At 75.4% G+C, this 21,029-nt stretch carries 21 protein-coding genes; 15 read left to right on the top strand and 6 right to left on the bottom strand.

Features of this window, described 5'->3' with window-relative positions; genetic code table 11:
- A partial coding sequence (locus tag ACFWDO_RS17380) for a hypothetical protein (RefSeq protein ID WP_380321140.1) occupies positions 1-284 on the bottom strand: 284 nt, incomplete at its 3' end.
- A 317-nt stretch (positions 285-601) separates the two neighbouring features.
- Here ACFWDO_RS17380 and aspS point away from each other — a divergent pair.
- From aspS to ACFWDO_RS17365, 3 genes are all read left to right on the top strand, one after another.
- Positions 602-2,386 (top strand): aspartate--tRNA ligase, encoded by a 1,785-nt coding sequence (gene aspS, locus ACFWDO_RS17375; RefSeq protein ID WP_380321358.1) that lies wholly within the window; start codon positions 602-604, stop codon positions 2,384-2,386.
- The gene (locus tag ACFWDO_RS17370; RefSeq protein ID WP_380321355.1) at positions 2,383-3,246 is read left to right on the top strand and encodes a GNAT family N-acetyltransferase; all 864 of its coding nucleotides are present in this window, start codon (positions 2,383-2,385) and stop codon (positions 3,244-3,246) included. Before aspS ends, ACFWDO_RS17370 begins: the two co-directional genes overlap by 4 nt.
- A gap of 136 nt (positions 3,247-3,382) precedes the next feature.
- Positions 3,383-4,009, top strand: a complete 627-nt coding sequence (locus ACFWDO_RS17365) for a carboxymuconolactone decarboxylase family protein (protein WP_380321352.1) — start codon at positions 3,383-3,385, stop codon at positions 4,007-4,009.
- On the opposite strand, the gene ACFWDO_RS17360 is transcribed toward ACFWDO_RS17365, so the two are convergent.
- Complete coding sequence (locus ACFWDO_RS17360; protein WP_380321349.1) at positions 3,928-5,442, bottom strand: FAD-dependent monooxygenase; 1,515 nt, start codon at positions 5,440-5,442, stop codon at positions 3,928-3,930. The genes ACFWDO_RS17365 and ACFWDO_RS17360 overlap by 82 nt on opposite strands.
- Positions 5,443-5,508: 66 nt before the next feature.
- On the opposite strand from ACFWDO_RS17360, the gene ACFWDO_RS17355 reads away from it, so the two are divergent.
- Positions 5,509-6,897, top strand: a complete 1,389-nt coding sequence (locus ACFWDO_RS17355) for a replication-associated recombination protein A (protein WP_380321346.1) — start codon at positions 5,509-5,511, stop codon at positions 6,895-6,897.
- Between the two features lie 41 nt (positions 6,898-6,938).
- Here ACFWDO_RS17355 and ACFWDO_RS17350 read toward each other — a convergent pair whose 3' ends face one another.
- Positions 6,939-7,382 carry a globin domain-containing protein gene (locus ACFWDO_RS17350; protein ID WP_380321343.1) on the bottom strand — a complete coding sequence of 148 codons (444 nt, stop codon included), beginning with the start codon at positions 7,380-7,382 and terminating at the stop codon, positions 6,939-6,941.
- A 294-nt stretch (positions 7,383-7,676) separates the two neighbouring features.
- On the opposite strand from ACFWDO_RS17350, the gene rpsD reads away from it, so the two are divergent.
- From rpsD to aroB, 10 genes are all read left to right on the top strand, one after another.
- Positions 7,677-8,303 (top strand): 30S ribosomal protein S4, encoded by a 627-nt coding sequence (rpsD, locus tag ACFWDO_RS17345; protein ID WP_380321340.1) that lies wholly within the window; start codon positions 7,677-7,679, stop codon positions 8,301-8,303.
- 159 nt (positions 8,304-8,462) lie between these two features.
- The gene (locus ACFWDO_RS17340; protein WP_380321337.1) at positions 8,463-8,843 is read left to right on the top strand and encodes a DUF948 domain-containing protein; all 381 of its coding nucleotides are present in this window, start codon (positions 8,463-8,465) and stop codon (positions 8,841-8,843) included.
- On the top strand, positions 8,843-9,220 hold the full coding sequence (locus ACFWDO_RS17335) for a hypothetical protein (RefSeq protein WP_380321334.1): 378 nt from the start codon (positions 8,843-8,845) through the stop codon (positions 9,218-9,220). The genes ACFWDO_RS17340 and ACFWDO_RS17335 overlap by 1 nt, the downstream gene beginning before the upstream one ends.
- 196 nt (positions 9,221-9,416) lie before the next feature.
- A complete protein-coding gene (gene alaS / locus ACFWDO_RS17330) occupies positions 9,417-12,116 on the top strand; it encodes an alanine--tRNA ligase (RefSeq protein ID WP_380321331.1) in 2,700 nt (899 codons plus the stop codon).
- Positions 12,113-12,661 carry a Holliday junction resolvase RuvX gene (ruvX, locus tag ACFWDO_RS17325; RefSeq protein ID WP_380321328.1) on the top strand — a complete coding sequence of 183 codons (549 nt, stop codon included), beginning with the start codon at positions 12,113-12,115 and terminating at the stop codon, positions 12,659-12,661. The genes alaS and ruvX overlap by 4 nt, the downstream gene beginning before the upstream one ends.
- Before the next feature lie 60 nt (positions 12,662-12,721).
- Positions 12,722-13,873, top strand: coding sequence for an endolytic transglycosylase MltG (gene mltG, locus ACFWDO_RS17320; RefSeq protein WP_380321325.1), 1,152 nt, complete (start codon positions 12,722-12,724; stop codon positions 13,871-13,873).
- A 1-nt stretch (position 13,874) separates the two neighbouring features.
- A complete protein-coding gene (locus ACFWDO_RS17315) occupies positions 13,875-14,762 on the top strand; it encodes a shikimate dehydrogenase (RefSeq protein ID WP_380321322.1) in 888 nt (295 codons plus the stop codon).
- A gap of 43 nt (positions 14,763-14,805) precedes the next feature.
- Positions 14,806-16,023, top strand: a complete 1,218-nt coding sequence (gene aroC / locus ACFWDO_RS17310; RefSeq protein WP_380321319.1) for a chorismate synthase — start codon at positions 14,806-14,808, stop codon at positions 16,021-16,023.
- Positions 16,020-16,577 (top strand): shikimate kinase, encoded by a 558-nt coding sequence (locus ACFWDO_RS17305; protein WP_380321316.1) that lies wholly within the window; start codon positions 16,020-16,022, stop codon positions 16,575-16,577. Before aroC ends, ACFWDO_RS17305 begins: the two co-directional genes overlap by 4 nt.
- Positions 16,574-17,716 carry a 3-dehydroquinate synthase gene (gene aroB, locus ACFWDO_RS17300; RefSeq protein ID WP_380321313.1) on the top strand — a complete coding sequence of 381 codons (1,143 nt, stop codon included), beginning with the start codon at positions 16,574-16,576 and terminating at the stop codon, positions 17,714-17,716. Before ACFWDO_RS17305 ends, aroB begins: the two co-directional genes overlap by 4 nt.
- Here aroB and ACFWDO_RS17295 read toward each other — a convergent pair.
- A complete protein-coding gene (locus ACFWDO_RS17295; protein WP_380321310.1) occupies positions 17,713-18,210 on the bottom strand; it encodes a hypothetical protein in 498 nt (165 codons plus the stop codon). The two genes, aroB and ACFWDO_RS17295, sit on opposite strands and share 4 nt — an antisense overlap.
- A gap of 65 nt (positions 18,211-18,275) precedes the next feature.
- Between ACFWDO_RS17295 and ACFWDO_RS17290 the strand changes: the two genes are divergently transcribed.
- The gene (locus ACFWDO_RS17290) at positions 18,276-19,022 is read left to right on the top strand and encodes an ArsR/SmtB family transcription factor (protein WP_380321308.1); all 747 of its coding nucleotides are present in this window, start codon (positions 18,276-18,278) and stop codon (positions 19,020-19,022) included.
- Between the two features lie 13 nt (positions 19,023-19,035).
- On the opposite strand, the gene ACFWDO_RS17285 is transcribed toward ACFWDO_RS17290, so the two are convergent.
- On the bottom strand, positions 19,036-19,842 hold the full coding sequence (locus ACFWDO_RS17285; protein WP_380321305.1) for a glycerophosphodiester phosphodiesterase: 807 nt from the start codon (positions 19,840-19,842) through the stop codon (positions 19,036-19,038).
- A partial coding sequence (locus ACFWDO_RS17280) for an alpha/beta hydrolase (RefSeq protein WP_380347074.1) occupies positions 19,839-21,029 on the bottom strand: 1,191 nt, incomplete at its 5' end. The genes ACFWDO_RS17285 and ACFWDO_RS17280, both read right to left, overlap by 4 nt.

The raw sequence follows: 21,029 nt of genomic DNA, 5'->3' as shown, positions 1-21,029 counted from the left end.
ACCCGGTCCAGGGTGCGGGCGTAGTCCACCAGCGCCTCGCCCGTGGCCTGATACCGGGAGTGGGCGCGGCGGATCTCGCTGATGGTGTCTTCCTTGGTCTCCATCAACGCGTCCACGGCCTGGGAGATCGTCCCGGCGACGTCCAACCGGGACATCGCGCCGGCCGCGTCGTCGATCGAGCCGGCGACCTCGAGGTAGTCCTGCCCCCCGGAGAGGACGAGTACCGGGTCCCCGGGCGTGGGGTCGGCGTCCAGGCCGACCGGTGACCAGTCCGCCGGCCTCACCGGGCCACCTCGCCCGCGACGACGTGCCGTCGCACGTCCAGGCCCATGTCCAGGTACACGTCCAGGTCCCCCCGCAGGTCAGCCACCGGTTCTCACCCTGTCTTGCCCCGGAAGAGAGTAACGAGGGGGGCGGTTTGTGACCACGGCAACACACCCCGGCGCCCGACGCGCCGTCGGCCGCCGGAAAACGGCGGACGGGGCCGGGGGTGCAGCGACTAAACTCGCCACGTCGCCCTGAGAGGGCGCGACGGCCGCCCCGGCCGGGCACCGGGACGGCGGCACCACCCGCCCACCACCCGTCACGAAAGGACCCCTCCGTGCTCCGCACCCACACGGCCGGCTCACTGCGGGCCGAGCACATCGGCCAGACCGTCACCCTCACGGGGTGGGTCGATCGCCGCCGGGATCACGGAGGAGTGGCCTTCATCGACCTGCGCGACGCCTCGGGCATCTCCCAGGTCGTCATCCGGGACGAGTCCGTGGCCCACCCGCTGCGCTCCGAGTTCGTGCTGCAGGTGACCGGTGAGGTCGGCCGCCGCCCCGAGGGCAACGCGAACCCGAACCTCGCCACGGGCGAGATCGAGGTCGTGGCCAAGGAGGTCGTGGTCCTCAACGAGTCGGCCGCGCTGCCGTTCCAGGTCTCCACGGCCCTGGCCGACACGGAGACGATCGGCGAGGAGGCGCGTCTCAAGCACCGCTACCTCGACATCCGCCGCCCGAGCCAGGCGCACGCCCTGCGGCTGCGGTCGAAGGCGAACCAGGCGGCCCGCCGCGTGCTCGACGAGCACGACTTCGTCGAGGTGGAGACGCCCACCCTGACCCGTTCGACGCCCGAGGGTGCCCGCGACTTCCTCGTCCCGGCCCGCCTCGCGCCGGGGAGCTGGTACGCCCTCCCGCAGAGCCCGCAGCTGTTCAAGCAGCTCCTCATGGTCGGCGGCCTCGAGCGCTACTACCAGATCGCCCGCTGCTACCGCGACGAGGACTTCCGCGCCGACCGCCAGCCCGAGTTCACCCAGCTGGACGTCGAGCTGAGCTTCGTCGACCAGGACGACGTCATCGCGCTGGCTGAGCAGATCCTCGTCGCGCTGTGGAAGCTGATCGACGTCGAGATCCCGACGCCGATCGCCCGTATGACGTTCGCCGACGCCATGCGCCTGTACGGCACGGACAAGCCCGACCTGCGTTTCGGCAACCCGCTCGTCGAGCTCACGGACTACTTCGCCGCCACGCCGTTCCGCGTCTTCCAGGCGGAGTACGTGGGCGCCGTCGTCATGGCCGGGGGCGCCTCGCAGCCGCGCCGCCAGTTCGACGCCTGGCAGGAGTGGGCCAAGCAGCGTGGCGCCAAGGGCCTCGCGTACGTCACGTACGGCGAGGACGGCACTCTGGGCGGCCCGGTCGCCAAGAACCTGTCCGACGCCGAGCGTGAGGGCCTCGCCGCCGCCACCGGCGCGCAGCCGGGCGACGCCGTGTTCTTCGCGGCCGGCAAGACCTCGGAGGCCCGCGCGCTGCTCGGCGCCGCCCGCATCGAGATCGCGCACCGCACCGGCCAGGTCGACGAGGACGCGTGGGCGTTCGTCTGGGTCGTGGACGCGCCGCTGTTCAAGCCGACCGGTGAGGACGACGACGTCGACCTCGGCCACTCCGCCTGGACCGCCGTGCACCACGCGTTCACGTCGCCGAAGCCCGAGTGGATCGACACGTTCGAGCAGGACCCGGGCAACGCCCTGGCCTACGCCTACGACATCGTCTGCAACGGCAACGAGATCGGCGGCGGCTCGATCCGTATCCACCGCCGCGACGTGCAGGAGCGGGTCTTCGACGTCATGGGCATCGGCCCGGCCGAGGCGCAGGAGAAGTTCGGCTTCCTGCTCGACGCGTTCAAGTTCGGCGCCCCGCCGCACGGCGGGATCGCGTTCGGCTGGGACCGCATCGTCGCCCTGCTGACGAAGTCGCCGTCGATCCGCGACGTCATCGCGTTCCCGAAGTCGGGCGGGGGCTACGACCCGCTGACCGACGCCCCGGCCCCGATCACGCCGGAGCAGCGCAAGGAGGCCGGCGTGGACGCCGCCCCGCAGGACGAGCCGCCGGCCGCGGGGGAGTGACCAGCACCCTCGACGGGCACGCGCTCGCCCCGGTCACGGAGGTGGCCGGGGCGAGCCTGCCTGCGCGCTGGGCGCAGCACCCCGTCGTCGTCGCCGAGGCCGCCCACGGCGGGTGGGACGCCAGCCACTCCTGGTCCGACGGCGACGCCCTCCTGGTCCGCCTGCGCTGGCGCGAGCGGATCGACGGCGGCCGCCCGTTCGCCGTCGACCATGCGCCCACGGGCGTGAGCGTCCTGGGCGTGGGCGACCCCGCCGGCGCGGCGCGCCTCGTGCTGGCCGCGGAGGCGGAGCTGGCCGCCGTCGGCGGGCTGGGCCCGGTGGTGCGGGCGTCGATGCCGCGCGGCACGCACGCCGCGCTGTCCGGCCACGGCGGGGCGGTGCCGCCGCCGTTCGACCGCGCCCCGTTCGACGCCTGGGACTGGATGTGCGCGACGGCCCCGCCTCCGGCCCCGCCTCCGGCGCAGCCCGGCGAGGACCGCGTCGCCGAGCTGACGAGCGCCGAGGAGCGGGCCGAGGCGGCCGCGTGCCTGGCGGTCGCGAACCCCGGCGGCGAGCTTCCCGTCGACGAACCTCGCTCCCGCTGGTGGGGCTGGCGCGACGACGACGGCGTGGTGCGGGGCGTCGCGGGCGCGTCGCGCCGCGTCCCGGGCCGTCCCTGGACCCTCGGGTCGATCGGGACCGACCCCGCGTGGCGCGGGCGGGGGATCGCGGCCGCGGTCACGGGCGCCGCCACCCGGGCCGGGCTCGCCGAGTCCCCGATGGTCACCCTCGGCGTCTACGCCCACAACGCCGCCGCGCGGCGGCTCTACCTGCGGCTGGGCTTCGACCTCGTCCAGGAGTTCGAGAGCTCCCGGCCCTGATACGCCGGCCAGGTTCACCCCCGCGGGCCGGTGCGCCTGGGCCCGGCGGGGAGGAGCATGGACGAGGCGGGCCGCCGCCGGAGCCCGAGGCCGACGGCCGGCGCCGGTCCGCGGAGGCGACCGCTCGGGGGCGACCATGACCATCATCAGGACCGTGGAGCCGGACGACGCCACCGGCGCCCTGGCGGAGGTCTACGCCGAGGACGTCGCGGCGCTCGGCTACGTGCCGAGCCACACGCGCGTCATGGCCGTGGACCTGGAGGCCTACCTGGCCTTCGAAGGGCTCGCGCGCGCCGTCGCCCGCGGCCTCGGACCGCGGCTGTACGAGCTGGTGACCCTGGCGGCCGCCAAGGCGCTGCGGTCCGAGGCCTGCCTCCTGGCGCACGGTCGCCGCAGCCGTCAGCTGTTCGACGACGCCCAGCTCGCACGGATCGCGCGCGACCACCACGACGCCGGGCTGACGGACGCCGAGGTCGCGGCCATGGACCTCGCCGCGCGCCTGAGCACCGACGCGGTGGCGGTCACCGAGGCCGAGACGCGGCGGCTGCGCGACGCGGGCCTCACGGACCGGCAGATCGTCGACGTGGCCCTGGCCGCCGGGCTGCGCAACTACTACTCGCGCTCGCTGCAGGCGCTCGCCGTGCCGCCGGACGTGCCGCCCGACCTCCCCGACGCGCTGCGTCAGGCCCTGCTCGACGGCGGAGCCCCGGGCCCGGCGGTTGCGAGGCCGGCAGGCGCCCGCTCGGCGGCGTCGGCGAGGTAGCCGTCGGGGCGCACCAGCAGCGTCGCGGGCCGGCCGTCGTCACGCCGCACGACGACGCGCTCGCCCGGGTCGACCTCGCCCGGAGCGGGCGGGAGGGCGGCCGGCGCGCCGCTCGCCGGGCCCACGAGGACGAACCTGCCCGCGCGCAGCGCCTCCGCCAGGCGTGTCCCGGCGGGCCCGGGAGCCAGTGGGAGGTCGGGCACCCGGCGGCCCGCCGCGGGGTGGGCGCCCGCAGGGGCCGGGTACCTGACCCCGAGCGCCGAGACGGTGGCCGCCGCACGTCGGCGGGCGGGTGCCACGCGCGCGAGCGCCGTCGCCAGGACCGCGCGCGCCGCGGCCGCCGCAGGCCCGGGCCGCGTGGCCAGGCGCAGCAGGGCGCCGCTCGTGGTCAGCACCTGCCTGCCCACCGGGTACCGCTCGTCGGTGTAGCCGTCGAGCACCTGCGGGTCGACGCCGCGCACCACGGCGGCGAGCCGCCACGACAGGTTCGCGGCGTCCTGCAGGCCGGTGTTCATGCCGAGCCCGCCGGCGGGGCTGTGGCAGTGGGCGGCGTCGCCCGCCAGCAGGACGCGGTCGGCGCGGTACCGGGTGGCCTGGCGCTCGTCGGCCGCGAACCGGGTGGCGAAGCGCAGCTCGTGCATCCCGAGGTCGTCCCCGAGGGTCGCGCGCGCGACGGCGCGGACCTCGTCCAGGCCGACGTCGCCACCCACGCCACCGCCGGTGTCGCTCGGGTCGAGCTCCTCGTCCCAGCCGATGAACCGGTACCAGCCGCCGCCGAAGGGCGCGAGGAAGCCCAGGGAGCCGCCCGCGGAGGCGACGGTGAGGACGTCGTGGGGCGGGCGCGCCACGCGGACGTCCGCCAGCACCATGGCGCGGATCACCGTCTCCCCGGGGAACGCGATGCCCGCGGCCCGGCGCACCGTCGAGCGCACGCCGTCCGTGCCGACCACCCACGGCGCGCGCACGGTCGTCGGGCCGTCCGGGCCCGTTGCGGCGAGGGTGACGCCGTCGTCGTCCTGGGCGAGGCCGGTGACCTCCACGTCATGCCGGAAGCGGACCCCCGCGGCCTCCGCGCGCCGGCGCAGCAGGCGCTCCACCTCGTACTGCGGCGTGACGAGGACGAACGGGAACCGGCCCGGGAGGGCGTCAAGGCGGACGTCCACCCGGCCGAAGACGCGCAGCCCGCGCACCACCCGGCCGGTGGTCAGGAGCTCGTCGACCAGCCCGCGCGCGTCCAGTGCCTCGAGGCTGCGCGCGTGCACCGCGAACGCGCGGGTGAGGTTGCTCAGCCCCGCCGGTCGCTTCTCGAGCACGGTCACCCGCACTCCTGCGACGGCGAGGTCGCCCGCCAGGAGGAGGCCGGTCGGCCCCGCCCCGACGACGACCACGTCCGCCCCGTCCGTCTCCGGCCCGGTGCCGTCGTCGACCGTCATGCCTCCACCCTAGGCACGAGGCCACCCGCGGACGGGGGCGTGGGTGAGGCTCCGTAGGCTGGGGGCATGGACCTGTTCGACGCCGCGCTCACCGGCACCCGCGGCACGCCGGCGACCGGGCGCACCGGCCCGAGCGCCCCCTTGGCCGTGCGGATGCGGCCCGCCACGCTCGACGAGGTCGCGGGCCAGGGGCACCTCCTCGTGGCGGGCTCGCCGCTGCGCCGGCTCGTGGAGCCCGACGACGAGTCGGCGCGCCGCGCCGCGCCCGGGTCGGTGATCCTGTGGGGCCCGCCGGGGGTCGGCAAGACCACCCTGGCGTACCTGGTCGCGACGTCGTCCGGCCGCCGCTTCGTCGAGCTGTCGGCCGTCACCGCGGGCGTCAAGGAGGTGCGGCAGGTCGTCGAGGACGCCCGCCGCCGACTCGCCACGGGTGGCGAGGAGACAGTGCTCTTCATCGACGAGGTGCACCGCTTCTCCAAGACCCAGCAGGACGCGCTGCTGCCCAGCGTCGAGAACCGCTGGGTCACGCTGGTCGCCGCCACCACGGAGAACCCGTCGTTCTCCGTGAACTCCCCGCTGCTGAGCCGCTCCCTGCTGCTCACCCTCAAGCCGCTGACCGCGGACGACGTGCGCGCCCTCGTGCGCCGCGCCGTCGAGGACGAGCGCGGCCTCGGCGGCGCGGTCGCCCTCGCGGCCGACGCCGAGGACCAGCTCGTGCGGATGGCGGGCGGCGACGCGCGCAAGGCGCTCACCATCCTCGAGGCGGCCGCCGGAGCGGCCCTGGCCGACGCGGACCCGGCCCGCGCCGCGGACGCCGCCGTCCCCGTCGACCTGGACACCGTCGAGCGCGCCGTCGACGTCGCCGCCGTGCGTTACGACCGCGACGGCGACCAGCACTACGACGTCGTCTCCGCGTTCATCAAGTCCATCCGCGGGTCCGATGTCGACGCCTCCCTGCACTACCTGGCCCGGATGGTCGCCGCGGGGGAGGACCCGCGGTTCATCGCCCGCCGGCTGGTCATCTCGGCCGCCGAGGACGTCGGCATGGCCGACCCCTCCGCCCTGCAGACCGCCGTGGCCGCCGCGCAGGCCGTCCAGCTCATCGGGATGCCCGAGGGGCGCATCGTCCTGGCGGAGGCCGTCGTGCACCTCGCGACCGCGCCCAAGTCGAACGCCGCGTACCTCGGCGTCGACGCGGCGCTCGCGGACGTCCGGGCGGGCAAGGCCGGCGTGGTCCCGCCGCACCTGCGCGACGCGCACTACGCGGGCGCCGAGGGCCTCGGCCACGGCAAGGGCTACCGGTACGCGCACGACGCGCCGCACGCCGTCGCGGCGCAGCAGTACCTCCCGGACGAGCTCGCGGGGCGGCGCTACTACGCGCCGAGCGACCGCGGCTTCGAGAAGCAGGTCACCGACCGGCTGGCGCGGATCCGGGAGATCCTCGACGGCGCCTGACCGGCCGGCGACCGCGTGTTCAGGCCCGTGTCAGGCCGGCGTCACGCCGCCTCGAGCTCGATGAGGGTGTCCGCCATCGTCCGGTAGACCTCGTCCCACGCGGCCGCGACCTCGGGGGTCACCGCGTCGCCCAGCACGTGGACGATCGCGGCGAACAGGTGCTCGTGCACGACCTCGTACTGCGCCGGCTCCACGCCCACCGCGCGGTGTCGGCGGGCGACGGGAGCGAGCACCTCGCGGGGGTCGGCCTCCTCGTCGGCGACGAGGAGGGCCGCGCACGACGCGATGGCCGCCGCGAGGGCGCGCTGCTGGGTGCCGTCGGCGAGGCGCTCGGGGGAGAACATCGCACCGAGCAGCCCCGGGTGCTCCTCCAGCAGCGTGCGGTAGAAGACGGTCGTGATCTCGTCGATCGACTCCTCGACCACGGGCAGGGTGGAGCGGACGACCTCGGCGGAGCGGGAGGAGAGCGCGGTGGGGACGGTCATCGGGGGGACTCCTTCGGGCGGTGTCGCCGGCGTTCGCGCCGGGCGGGCACAGTCAACCGTCACCGGCCCACGGCGGCAAGACCCCGGCCGCGGATGCGATAAGATGCTGCGGTTGCCGATTCGGCGACCGCCTGGGACCTCGGCCCCGTGAGCACCCCGCCACCGCGGACTTCTCGTCATCGCGAGCTTCGCGCCACCGCGCAGGGCGTTCCATCGGCTGGTCCCGCACCCGACCTTCCCCTCGCGGGGACGCGGGTGTGACCTCATCCATCACCACAGGACAGGAAGCAACCAGTGACCGCTGTCACCAAGTCGCGCCGCCAGGTCCGCCTGAGCCGCAAGCTCGGCCTCGCGCTGACCCCGAAGGCCGTCCGCCACTTCGAGAAGCGCCCCTACCCCCCGGGCGAGCACGGCCGCGCCCGCCGCCGTACCGAGTCGGACTACGCGGTCCGCCTCCGCGAGAAGCAGCGCCTGCGCGCCCAGTACGCGCTGCGCGAGAAGCAGCTCGTCAAGGTCTACGAGACCGCCCGCAAGCACCCGGGCCTGACCGGTGAGGTCATGGTCGAGGACCTCGAGACGCGTCTCGACGCCCTCGTGCTGCGTGCCGGCTTCGGCCGCACCATCCTGCAGGCCCGCCAGGCCGTGACGCACCGTCACATCCTGGTGGACGGCAAGATCGTCGACCGTCCGTCGTTCCGTGTGAAGCCGGGCCAGACCATCCAGGTCAAGCCGAAGTCGCAGACCACGACGCCGTTCCAGGTCGCCGCCGCCGGTGCCCACCGCGACGTGCTGCCGGCCGTCCCGGGCTACCTCGACGTGAACCTCGAGAAGCTGTCGGCCACGCTGACCCGCAAGCCGAAGCGCGCCGAGGTCCCCGTGACCTGCGAGGTCCAGCTCGTGGTCGAGTTCTACGCGCGCTGATCTTTCGCGTGCGCTGCTCGCGCAGCGCAGCCGAGAGCGCTGCAGCGCAGGACGCCCCGTCACCCGCCGTCGCGGGGGGCGGGGCGTCCGCCGTTCTCGAGCGGTCGCCCGGGATAGGGTGACGACCGACCGAATGACGCCTGTGCGAGGAGAGATCTGATGTCGATGGGTGACGTGGCCGGGCTCATCGCGGCCGTCGCGTTCGTGCTGCTCGTGGGGCTGCTCGCGATCCCGCTGGTGAAGCTGGGGCGCGTGCTCGACGAGGCGACGCGCTCCATCCGCGAGGTCACCGAGCACTCCGTGCCGATCCTCGACGAGGCGGCCACCACGGTGGCCTCGACCAACGACCAGCTGGTCAAGGTGGACACGATCACGACGTCGGCCGCGCAGGTGAGCGAGAACGTGTCGGCGCTGGCCGGCCTGTACGCCTCCACGCTGGGCCGCCCGCTGGTGAAGGTCGCGGCGTTCTCCTACGGCGTGCGCCAGGCGTTCGCGGGCGCGTCCCGGGCGAGCCGCGGCTCGTCGAAGGCGGACCGCTGATGCGCCGGCTGTTCTGGGTCGGGGTCGGCGTCGTCGTCACGGTCGTCGTCGTCCGCCAGGGCCGCAAGCTGATCGTGCGGTACACCCCGGAGGCGGTCGTGGACCGCGCCGAGCGGGCCGCGCAGGACGCCGGGCAGCGGGCGGAGACGTTCGTCGCGACGTTCCGCCGCGAGTTCACGCAGGCGCGCACCGCGCGCGAGGCCGAGCTCACGGCGGCGCTGCTCGCCGAGGGGCAGCCGGACCCGGACGACGTGCGCGCCAGCGGGCTGCGCCCCGCGGACCTGCGTGGCGGCGCCCCGGGGCGGGCCCGGCACGCGGCCGCCGACCCGGACGCGGAGATCGCCGCCGACGAGGCCGACCTCGGCTACTCGTTCTGACCCGCACCCCGACCCGAGCATCGACTCGAGCACAGACCCGCACCGCCCGCCCCGGCCCCGCCCGGAGAAATCCCGTTCCGACCACCCGGCGTCGCGCGGGACAATAGGGGACGGCCCGCCCGCGAGGGCGGGCGCGACACCCGCCACCACGACCGTCACCAGCCGTCACCGGCTCGACACACCTTCGAAGGACACCATGCGCACCGCCGAGATCCGCAAGCGTTGGCTCGACTACTTCGAGTCCCAGGGGCACGCCATCGTGCCGAGCGCCCCCCTGGTCTCGCCGGACCCGTCGATCCTGTTCACGATCGCCGGCATGGTGCCGTTCATCCCGTACATCCTCGGCACCGAGCCGGCGCCGTGGCCCCGCGTGGCCAGCGTGCAGAAGTGCATCCGCACCAACGACATCGAGAACGTGGGCCGCACCACGCGGCACGGCACGTTCTTCCAGATGAACGGCAACTTCTCGTTCGGGGACTACTTCAAGCGCGAGGCGATCGACTTCGCGTGGGAGCTGCTCACGTCCGGGCAGGACAAGGGCGGCTACGGGCTCGACGGCGACCGGCTGTGGGTCACGATCTGGGAGCAGGACGCCGAGGCGTACGAGGCGCTGACGAAGGGCGTCGGGCTGGACCCGAAGCACGTCGTGCGGCTGCCGCGCGAGGAGAACTTCTGGGACACGGGCCAGCCCGGCCCGGCCGGCCCCTGCGCCGAGTGGCACTACGACCGCGGGCCCGCGTACGGCCCGGACGCCGTGGGCGGCACCGTGGACCCGGGCGGCGACCGCTACCTGGAGATCTGGAACCTCGTCTTCGACGAGTTCGTGCGCGGCGAGGGCCAGGGCAAGAACTACCCGCTGCTGGGCGAGCTCGAGCACAAGAGCATCGACACGGGCGCGGGCCTGGAGCGCATCGCGTACCTCCTGCAGGGCAAGGAGAACCTCTACGAGATCGACGAGGTCTTCCCCGTCATCTCCCGCGTGGAGGAGCTGACCGGCAAGCGCTACGGCGCCGACCCCGAGGACGACGTGCGGATGCGCGTGGTCGCGGACCACGTCCGTTCCTCCCTCATGGTGATCGGCGACGGCGTGCGCCCCTCGAACGAGGGCCGCGGCTACGTGCTGCGCCGCCTCATCCGCCGCGCCGTGCGCGCGGTGCGCCTGCTCGGCGTCGACGAGGTCGCGCTGCCCTCGCTGCTGCCGGTCTCGAAGGACGCCATGAAGGCCTCCTACCCGGAGCTGGAGGCGGAGTTCGGCCGCATCAGCGACGTCGCGTACGCGGAGGAGGACGCCTTCCGCCGCACGCTGGCGCAGGGCACGACCATCCTCGACACGGCCGTGGGTCGTGCGAAGTCGTCTGCGGACGGGACCACTCCCGTGCTCGGCGGCGCCGAGGCGTTCCAGCTGCACGACACGTACGGCTTCCCGATCGACCTCACCCTCGAGATGGCGGCCGAGCAGGGCGTCCAGGTGGACGAGAAGGCGTTCCGCGACCTCATGGCGGAGCAGAAGCAGCGCGCCCGCGCGGACGCGCTCGCGAAGAAGACCGGCCACGCCGACCTGCGCTCCTACGAGACGCTGAACAAGGAGCTTGCCGCGCCGGTCGAGTTCCTCGGCTACACCGACACCGAGGCCTCCGTGACCGTGGCGGGCCTGCTCGTCGACGGCGTCCCCGCGCCCGCCGCGACCGCCCCCGCCGACGTCGAGGTCGTGCTCGACCGCACCCCGTTCTACGCCGAGGCCGGCGGCCAGCTCGCCGACCAGGGCACCATCGTGCTCGACGGCGGCGCGACCATCGAGGTCGACGACGTGCAGCGCCCGGTCAAGGGGCTGTCGGTGCACCGCGGCCGCCTGGTCGAGGGCACGGTCGCGCTCGGCGACCCGGGCCTCGCGACGATCGACGTGACGCGCCGCGTCGCGATCAGCCGCGCCCACTCGGCCACGCACATGATCCACAAGGCGCTGCACGAGATGGTCGGCCCGGACCGCACCCAGGCCGGGTCCGAGAACGCCCCGAGCCGCGTGCGCTTCGACTTCCGGTCCCCGACGCCGGTGCCGTCGGACGCGCTCGGCGAGATCGAGGAGCGCGTGAACACGCGCCTGACCGAGAACCTCGAGGTCACCGACGCGACGATGCCGATCGCGCGCGCCCGCGAGCTGGGCGCCATGGCGCTGTTCGGCGAGAAGTACGGCGACACGGTGCGCGTGGTGTCCATCGGCGGCGACTGGTCGCGCGAGCTCTGCGGCGGCACGCACGTGAAGGCCACCGGCGAGGTGGGCCGCGTCGCGCTGCTCGGCGAGGCGTCCATCGGCTCCGGCGTGCGGCGCGTCGACGCCCTGGTCGGCGACGGTGCGTACGGCTTCCAGGCCAAGGAGCACGCCCTGGTGGGCCAGCTCACCGGTCTGCTGGGCGCGCGCCCGGACGAGCTGACCGACCGCGTGGGCTCGCTCCTGACCCGCCTCAAGGAGACGGAGAAGGAGCTCGCCGGGCTGCGCCAGGACCGCCTCCTCGCCGCGGCGGGCACGCTGGCCGGGCAGGCGGAGCGCGTCGGCGAGGTGCGGGTCGTCGCGCACGACGCCGGCGAGGTCGCCTCGGCCGACGACCTGCGCGCGCTCGCCCTCGACGTGCGCGGACGGCTCGGCGACGCCCAGCCGGTGCTCGTCGCCGTCGGCGGCGTCGCGGGCGGCAGGCCCCTGGTGGTCGTCGCCACGAACGCGGGCGCCCGCGAGGCCGGCCTGCGCGCCGGCGACTTCGTCAAGGCCGCGGCGGCCACGCTCGGCGGCGGCGGCGGCGGCAAGCCGGACCTCGCCCAGGGCGGCGGCACCGACCCGTCCGCGCTGCCGGGCGCCCTCGCCGGGGTGTCCGAGGGCGTCCGCGCGGCCCAGGCCACCGCGTGACGGTTCCGGCGTCGCCCGGGCAGGACGTGCCCCGCGGGCTCCCGCGGGGCGCGCGCCTCGGCGTCGACGTCGGCAAGGCCCGCATCGGCCTCGCCTCCAGCGACCCCGACGGGCTGGTCGCCACGCCCGTCGAGACCGTGCCGCGGGTGCTGGAGGTGCCGCGCGGCGCCGACGGCACGCCCGCGAGGACCCCGGACGTCGCCCGGATCGCCGCGGAGGCCGAGGACCGGTTCGCGGCGGTCGTGTACGTCGGTCTGCCCCGGCACCTGTCGGGCGCGGAGGGCGCCGCGACCGCCGACGCGCGGGAGTTCGCGGCACGGCTCGCCGCCGCCGTCGCGCCCGCCGAGGTGCGGCTGGTCGACGAGCGGATGACCACGGTGACCGCGCACGCGCAGCTGCGCTCCGCCGGGCGACGCACCAAGACACACCGGTCTGTCGTCGACCAGGCCGCAGCCGTTATCATTCTGCAATCTGCACTCGACGCGGAGCGGTCGGCCGGGGGGCGAGCCGGCGAGCTCGTCGAGCGGCGGACGCCGGGCGCCTGAGCAGCCCGGACAGCAGACCCACGTGCCCACCCCAGGCCCAGTCAGAAAGAAGTTCCCGGCGTGACGGACCTCTTCGAGCATCCCGCCCTGCAGGAGGCGCCCGCGGCACCCACGCGGCGCCGCTCGGCCGCCGGCCGACGGGCCGCCGCCAAGCGCAAGCGCCGCCGCCGCCAGCGCACCGCCGTGATCCTGGTGGTCGTGCTCGCGTTCGTGGGCGCCGGCGCCTACCTGCTGTGGGACCGGATGGACTCCCTCGTCGGCGACCTCCCCTTCATCGGCTCGCAGAACGAGGACTACCCGGGGCCGGGCGGTGACCCGGTCGAGGTCGTCATCCCCGAGGGCGCCACGGGCGGCAAGATGGGCGCCGTGCTGCTCGACGCCGGCGTGGTGGCGAGCGTCGGGGCGTTCAGCGACGCGTTCAGCCAGAACCCCGCCGCCGCGGGCATCCAGCCGGGCACCTACCAGCTGCAGGCCGAGATGAAGGCGTCCGACGCCGTCGCCGCACTGGTGAAGAACGAGAAGCTGCAGACCAACGTCACCATCCCCGAGGGGTACACGGTCGACCAGATCGTCGAGCGCGTCGCGTCCGTCACGACGATCACCAAGGACGACCTCGAGAAGGCGCTGAAGAAGCCCAAGTCGTTCGGGCTCCCGAAGTCGGCCGACGGCAACGCCGAGGGCTGGCTGTTCCCGAAGACCTACACGGTGCAGCCGGGCGACGACGCCACGACGCTCCTGACGGCGATGGTGAAGCAGACCACGAAGGAGCTCGAGCAGGCGGGCGTCGACCAGTCCGACTGGGAGTCCACGCTGATCAAGGCGTCGCTGGTCGAGCGCGAGGCGAAGCACGACGAGGACCGCCCGAAGATGGCGCGCGCGATCGAGAACCGCATCGACCAGGGCATGCCCCTCCAGATCGACGCGACCAGCGCGTACGGGCTGAAGAAGTCCGGCACCGAGCTGACCTACAACGACATCCACGATCCTGACGACCCGTACTCCACCTACGCCCACGTGGGCCTGCCGCCGACGCCGATCTCGAACCCGGGCGCGGCGTCGATCGAGGCGGTGGGGCACCCGGCGGACGGCGACTGGCTGTTCTGGGTGACGGTGAACCTCGACACGGGTGAGACGAAGTTCTCCTCGACGAACGCGCAGCACGAGAAGTACAAGGCCGAGCTGAAGAAGTGGCAAGCGGAGAACGCCGGCTGACATGACCGTCTCCCGACGAGCGGCGGTGCTGGGCCACCCCGTCGCGCACTCGCTCTCGCCCGTGCTGCACACCGCCGCCTACGACGCCCTCGGCCTGGAGGGCTGGGAGTACACCGCGATCGACACGACGGTCGAGGACCTGCCCGCGCTGGTGCGCGGGCTGGACCTCGGCTGGGCGGGCCTGAGCGTCACGATGCCGCTCAAGCACGCGGTGATGGACCTGGTCGACCACGTGGACCCGCTCGCGGTCGCCGTCGGCGCCGTGAACACCGTGCTGGTCGGGCCGGCGCAGTGCGGCGTGACGCTCACCGGCACCAACACGGACGTCTACGGCCTGGTCACCGCGCTGCGCGAGGGCCTCGCGGCCCAGGGCCGCGGCCCCGGGGCGGGCGCGGCGAGCGCCGTCGTCCTGGGCGGTGGCGCGACGGCGGCCTCCACGTTGGCCGCCCTCGGCGAGCTCGGCTGCACGTCCCCGCGCGTGCTGGTGCGCTCCCTCGGCCGCGCGGCCGCGCTGCAGGAGGCGGCCGCGCGGATGGGCGTGACGCCGCGCTTCGAGGTGCTCGACCCGCAGGCGTCGCTCGGGGCGCTGCGCGAGGCGGACGTCGTCGTCTCGACGATGCCGGCCTACGCGGCCGACCCGGTCGCGGCCGCGCTCTCGGCCCGGGGTGGCGCTCCGTCGGGCGTGCTGCTCGACGTCGTCTACGACCCGCGGCCCACCGCGCTCTCGGCGGCCTGGTCCGCCGCGGGCGGCACCGTGGTGGGTGGCGAGCGGATGCTGCTGCACCAGGCGGTGGAGCAGGTGCGCCTCATGACGGGCCGCACGGCCCCGGTCGCCGCGATGGCCGCCGCCCTCGCCGGGGCGCTGTCCGCGCCCGCGTCCGCACCCTGACCACCGCACCGACCCCCGCCGCGGGCGTGGAAGAATCGCAGGCATGCTGCGCTGGATGACGTCGGGGGAGTCGCACGGTCCGTCACTCGTCGGGGTGCTGGAAGGTCTGCCGGCGGGCGTCGAGCTCGTCACCGCGGACATCCAGGCGGCCCTGGCCCGTCGGCGGCTCGGGTACGGCCGCGGCGCCCGCATGAAGTTCGAGCAGGACGAGGTCCGCGTGCTCGGCGGGCTGCGCCACGGCGTCTCGCAGGGCGGTCCGCTCGCGTTCGAGATCGGCAACACCGAGTGGCCCAAGTGGACCGACGTGATGTCGCCCGACCCCGTGGACCGCGAGGCGCTCCTGGTGGACGCCGGCACGGGCGACGAGCGCGAGATCGCGCGCAACCGCCCCCTCACGCGCCCGCGCCCGGGCCACGCGGACCTGGTCGGGATGCGCAAGTACGGCTTCGACGACGCGCGCCCCGTGCTGGAGCGTGCCTCGGCTCGCGAGACCGCGACCCGGGTCGCGCTCGGCGTCGTCGCGGCGAGGTTCCTGGAGCAGGCGGTCGGGGTGCGGCTCGTGTCGCACGTCGTGGCGATCGGTCCCGTCGAGGTGCCCGAGGGCGCCGCGCTGCCCGCGCCGGGCGACGTCGCCGCGCTGGACGCCGACCCCGTGCGCTGCTTCGACGCCACGACGAGCGCGGCGATGGTCGCGGAGATCGACGAGTGCCGCAAGGACGGCGACACGCTCGGCGGCGTCGTCGAGGTGCTCGCCTACGACGTGCCCACCGGCCTCGGAAGCTACGTGCAGGGCGACCGCCGCCTCGACGCGCGCCTCGCCGGCGCCCTCATGGGCATCCAGGCGATCAAGGGCGTGGAGGTCGGGGACGGCTTCCGCACCGCGCGCCGCCGAGGGTCCGCCGCCCACGACGAGATCGAGCGCGGCGACGACGGCCACATCCACCGGCGCTCCAACCGCGCGGGCGGCATCGAGGGCGGCATGTCCAACGGCGAGGTCCTGCGGGTGCGTGCCGCGATGAAGCCGATCTCCACGGTGCCGCGCGCGCTCGCCACGGTCGACGTCGCCACCGGCGAGGCCGTCACGGCCCACCACCAGCGCTCCGACGTCTGCGCCGTCCCGCCCGCGGCCGTGGTCGCGGAGGCGATGGTGGCGCTCGAGCTCGCGCAGGCCGTCGTCGAGAAGTTCGGCGGCGACTCGGTCGCCGAGGTACGGCGCAACGCCGAGGCGTACCTCGCCTCGATCCCCGAGCTGCTGCGATGAGCGCCGGGGGCCACGGATCCAGCCCGGCTGCGGTCCTCATCGGCCCGCCCGGGAGCGGCAAGACCACGATCGGCCGGCTGCTCGCGCAGCGCCTGGGCGTCGCGTTCCGCGACACCGACGCGGACGTCGAGGAGGCCGCGGGCAAGGCCGTCGCCGACATCTTCGTCGACGACGGAGAGCCGCACTTCCGCGACCTGGAGCGCGAGGCCGTCACCACCGCGCTCGCCTGCCACCCGGGCGTCCTCGCGCTGGGCGGCGGCGCCGTCATGGACGAGCACACCCAGAGCGCCCTCGAGGGGTACGCCGCGGGCGGCGGCGTGGTCGTCTTCCTCGACGTCGCGCTCGCGCACGCCGCGCCCCGCGTCGGCTTCAACCAGTCCCGCCCGCTGCTGGTCGGCAACCCCCGCGCGCGGTGGGTCGAGCTGATGGCGCAGCGGCGGCCCACGTACGAGCGCCTCGCGACCGTGCACGTCGTCTCGGACGACCGGCCTCCGCAGGAGGTCGCGGCACAGGTGCACGCGGGCGTCACTTCGGCACAGGAGGTCCAGTCATGACGGTCCGCGTGACGGTGCAGGGCGACACGCCCTACGACGTCGTCGTCGGGCGACACCTGCTCGGCGAGCTGCCGACGATGCTCGGCGGCGACGTCCGCCGGGTGCTCGTCATGCACCCGGCGTCCCTGCAGGCGACCGGCGAGGCGGTCCGCGAGGACCTCGTGGCCCAGGGCTACGAGGCGTTCGCGGTCGAGCTGCCGGACGCCGAGGAGCAGAAGACCGCCCAGGTCGCCGCGTTCTGCTGGCAGGTGCTGGGTCAGGCCGACTTCACCCGGTCCGACGCGATCGTCTCCGTGGGCGGCGGCGCGACGACGGACCTCGCCGGGTTCGTCGCCGCCACGTGGCTGCGGGGCATCAAGGTCGTGCACGTGCCCACCACGCTGCTCGCGATGGTGGACGCCGCCGTCGGCGGCAAGACCGGCATCAACACCGCCGAGGGCAAGAACCTCGTGGGCGCGTTCCACCCGCCGGCCGGCGTGCTGTGCGACCTGGCGGCGCTCGAGTCGCTCGACAGGTGGGACCTCGTGGCGGGCATGGCGGAGGTCGTCAAGACCGGCTTCATCGCCGACCCGCGGATCCTCGAGCTCGTCGAGGAGCACGCCGACGAGCTCCGGGAGTGGAAGGGCGCCGACGCGACCGAGGAGACCTGGGCCGTGCTGACCGAGCTCATCGAGCGGTCGGTGCGCGTCAAGGCCCGCGTCGTGGGGGAGGACCTCACCGAGCAGGGCCTGCGGGAGATCCTCAACTACGGGCACACCCTGGGACACGCGATCGAGCTCACCGAGCGCTACCAGCTGCGGCACGGCGCGGCGGTCGCCGTCGGCATGGTCTTCGCGGCCGAGCTCGCCCGCCTGGGCGGCAAGCTCGACGACGCCGTCGTCGACCGGCACCGCGAGATCCTCACCTCCCTCGGCCTGCCCACCACCTACCGCGGGGACCGCTGGGACAAGCTCCTCGCGGCCATGCAGCGGGACAAGAAGACGCGCGGGACCCTGCTGCGCTTCATCGTGCTGGACGACGTCGCGAAGCCGACGCGCCTCGAGGGCCCGGACCCGACGCTGCTCGCCGCCGCGTACGCGGAGGTGTCGAAGGAGCCGCCGAGCGGCCGCCCGGGCGTGACGGTCCAGCTGGGCCTCTAGCCCGCGGTTCCGGCCCGCGCGGCGTCCCACGCGCGCACGACCTCCCGGCACGCCGGGAGGTCGTCGTCCGCGACCAGCAGCACCAGGCGGCCGTCGTGGTCGCTGTACAGGTGCTGCACCGTGACGCCCGCCCCGGCGAGGCGCCGCGCGAACGCGCCCATCTGCCCGGGGACGTCCTGCGCCAGGCGCGTCGTCACGACGTCGCGGACGACGGCGGCACCGAGCCCCGTGCCACCTAGCCCCGTGCGGGCGAGCGCCTCGAGCGCCCGGGGCCCGTCGTCGACGAGGAAGTGCGCCACCGCCCGGCCGCTCACCGTGGTCACGCCGCCGCCCTCCAGGCTGATGCCGCCGCGCCCGAGCGCCTCGCCGAGCTCCGCCAGCGCGTCGGGCCGGTCGGGCAGGGCCACCTCGAGGTCCTGCGGGGCGCGGACGTGCGACGGGATGCCGGGTGCCGGGGCGCCGGGTGCGGGGATGCCGTGTGCCGGGGTGCTCATGCCGCGACGGTAGCCCCGCGACGGTTCGGCGACCGCCGAACCGTCGTCGCCGTAGGGTCGCGGGTATGGACGGCGCCACGGGCAGGGATCGCGACTTCACCGGCGTGGGCAGGGCGCTCGCCGCGCCCGCGCGATCGGTGATGGTCGGCCTGCTCATGGACGGCACGGCCCGCCCGGCGGGCGAGCTGGCCCGCGCGGCCGGCGTCGGCGCGCCCACCGCCTCCGAGCACCTGGCCGTGCTCGTCGACGCCGGGCTGGTCGTGAGCCGCGCGCAGGGCCGGCACCGCTACTACGCGCTCGCCGGCCCGCACGTGGCCGACGCGCTCGAGGCCCTCGGCGCCCTGGCGGCACCGGCCCCGGTCTCGGGGTACCGCCGCAGCAGGGAGGCGGAGCGCCTGGCGGGCGCACGGTTCTGCTACGACCACCTCGCGGGCCGGCTCGGCGTGGGCCTCGCGGAGGCGTGGGTGGGCGCGGGCTGGCTCGACGGCCCCGAGGTGCTCGCGCTCACCGGAACCGGGGCCGACGGGCTGCGGCGCCTCGGCGTGGACGTGGACGGCGCGGTGGCCGCCCGGCGGCCGACGACTCGGGCCTGCCTCGACTGGACGGAACGGCGGGTGCACCTGGCCGGCGCGCTGGGCGCGGCCGTCGGCGCACGGTTCCTCGACGCGGGGTGGGTGGCCCGGTCGAGCGGCCGCGGGCTGCGGCTCACCGGGAGCGGGCAGGGCCTGGTGCGCGACGCGTGGGGTCTCGACCTCGCGACGGCGGGCAGCGCGGGGGTCGCGACGGCGGGCGCCGGGTCGGGCCGCGCCTGACGGCCGCCCCGCCTCAGGCCCACTGCCCGCGCTGGACGAGGACGCCGCGCAGGAGGTCGGCGCGGTCGGTGACCAGGCCGTCGACGCCCAGGTCCAGGAGGCGGTGCATCTCGGCGGGCGTGTTGATGGTCCAGACGTGCACCTGCCGGCCCGCGCGGTGGGCTGCCGCGACGGTCCGCGCGTCGATCACGGGCACCCGCCCCTCCGCGACGGGGACCTGCAGGGCGTGCACGTCGCGCAGCGCCCGCCGCACCAGCGGGTCCACCCGCAGCCGCGCGCCCGCGAGGAAGCCGATGACCTCGCGGCGGCCGGCGGACGTCGCCACGGGCCGTGAGAGACGGGCGAGCGTCGCGCGGCGGCGTCCTGCGTCGAACGACGTCACGCACACCCGGTCGTGGGAGGCCGTGCGCTCGATGGCCGCGGCGGTCGGCGCGATGCCGGAGTCCTCCTTGACGTCGATGTTGACGCGCAGGTCGGGCCACGTGCCCAGCACGTCGTCGAGCTGCGGCACGGGCTCGGTGCCGCCGATGCGGGCCCGGCGCACGACGGACCAGGGCAGGTCGGCCACGCGCCCGACGGCGTCGGTGGTGCGGTCGAGGGAGGCGTCGTGCAGCGCCACGGCGACGCCGTCGGCGGTGCCGTGCGCGTCCGTCTCGACGTACCGGAAGCCGAGGTCGACTGCGGCGGCGAACGCCGCGAGCGAGTTCTCCAGGTTCTCCTGGCCGTGCGAGAAGCCCCGGTGCGCGAGCGCGAGCACGGGCACGGGGGAGCCGTCCGGCCCGCGCGGGTCCAGGTACGGGTGCGGGGACGCGGGTCTCACGGGCACTCCTCCGGGTCGGGGCGGTGGACGTCGGGGCGGTGGACGTCGGGCCGGCGGGCCTCGATCCAGCTCAGCACGCCGTCGAGGTAGGCCTGCCGCGGCCCGTCGGCGGAGAGGGCGAGGTCGTGCACGCCGCCGGGCACGACGAGCGCGCGGACGTCGGGGCCGACCCGCGGGGTGAGGGCGGCGATCCGCGCGACGTCGAGCACGGTGTCCTGCGCGTCCAGGCGCGGGTTGTCCCGGCGGTCGGGGCCGGAGGCGTCGCTGCGCGCCACGAGGACCGGGCAGGGCACGGCGAGGCCGCGGGTCAGCCGCGCCTGGGCGCGGCTGACGGTGCGCAGCCAGCCCGCGCGCACCGGGAGCCCCTCGGGCCGTTTGAGGGAGGTGTCGAAGTCCCACCGCCCGCCGTGGTCGACGTGCTGGCGCTCCGCGTAGATCGACGGGTGGGCGCTGACCACGGCCAGCGGCCGCCGCCGGCCGAGGACCTCGAGCACGGTCGCGCGGCCGGCGTCCTGCAGGCGGGTGCCGCCCAGGGAGAAGAACGGCGAGTCCAGCACGAGCAGGTCCGGCCCGTCGTCGGGGTCGTCGCGCACGGCGTGGGTCCACAGCGCCGCGGTGAGGCCCCCGGTGGAGTGCGCGTGCACCACCAGCGGGTGGCCGGGCTCGAGCGCGCGCACGGCGCTCGCGGCGGCCGTGAGGTCGGCGCCGGGCTCGCGCAGGGACGCCGCGTAGTGCGGCGGCGCGACGGCTTCACCGGCGCCATCGGGCGCGCCGTCGAGCAGCGAGCGCCCCGCACGCCGGAGGTCGACGGCGAACAACGCGAGGCCCGCGTCCTCGAACGCCCGGGCGAGGTGGGCCTGGAAGAAGTAGTCGTTGTAGCCGTGCACGTGCAGCACGACGGCGCGCGGTGCGGCCGGGCGGGCGAGGGAGCGCACGAGCGTCGCGGGGCCGAGCGGTGCTTCCTCGAACGGTGCGCCGAGCAGCCGGTCGGTCCGCCAGTCGAGGTCGGCGCGGTGGTCGCGTGCCGTGTCCCGGATCATGTCCCGGCTCATGTCCCGGCCCGTGTCCCGTGGCGGGTTCCGGCGGGGCTCCGAGGCGGCGTGCACGGCGCGATCGTAGCCGCGGGCGTGCACGCGCGCGTCGTCGAACAGGTGGTTGCGCACGTTCTGAGCGCTCAGAACGTGCGC

Source organism: Isoptericola sp. NPDC060185, from assembly GCF_042728595.1.
Lineage (GTDB): Bacteria > Actinomycetota > Actinomycetes > Actinomycetales > Cellulomonadaceae > Isoptericola.
This window is presented reverse-complemented; position numbering and strand designations above follow the sequence as displayed.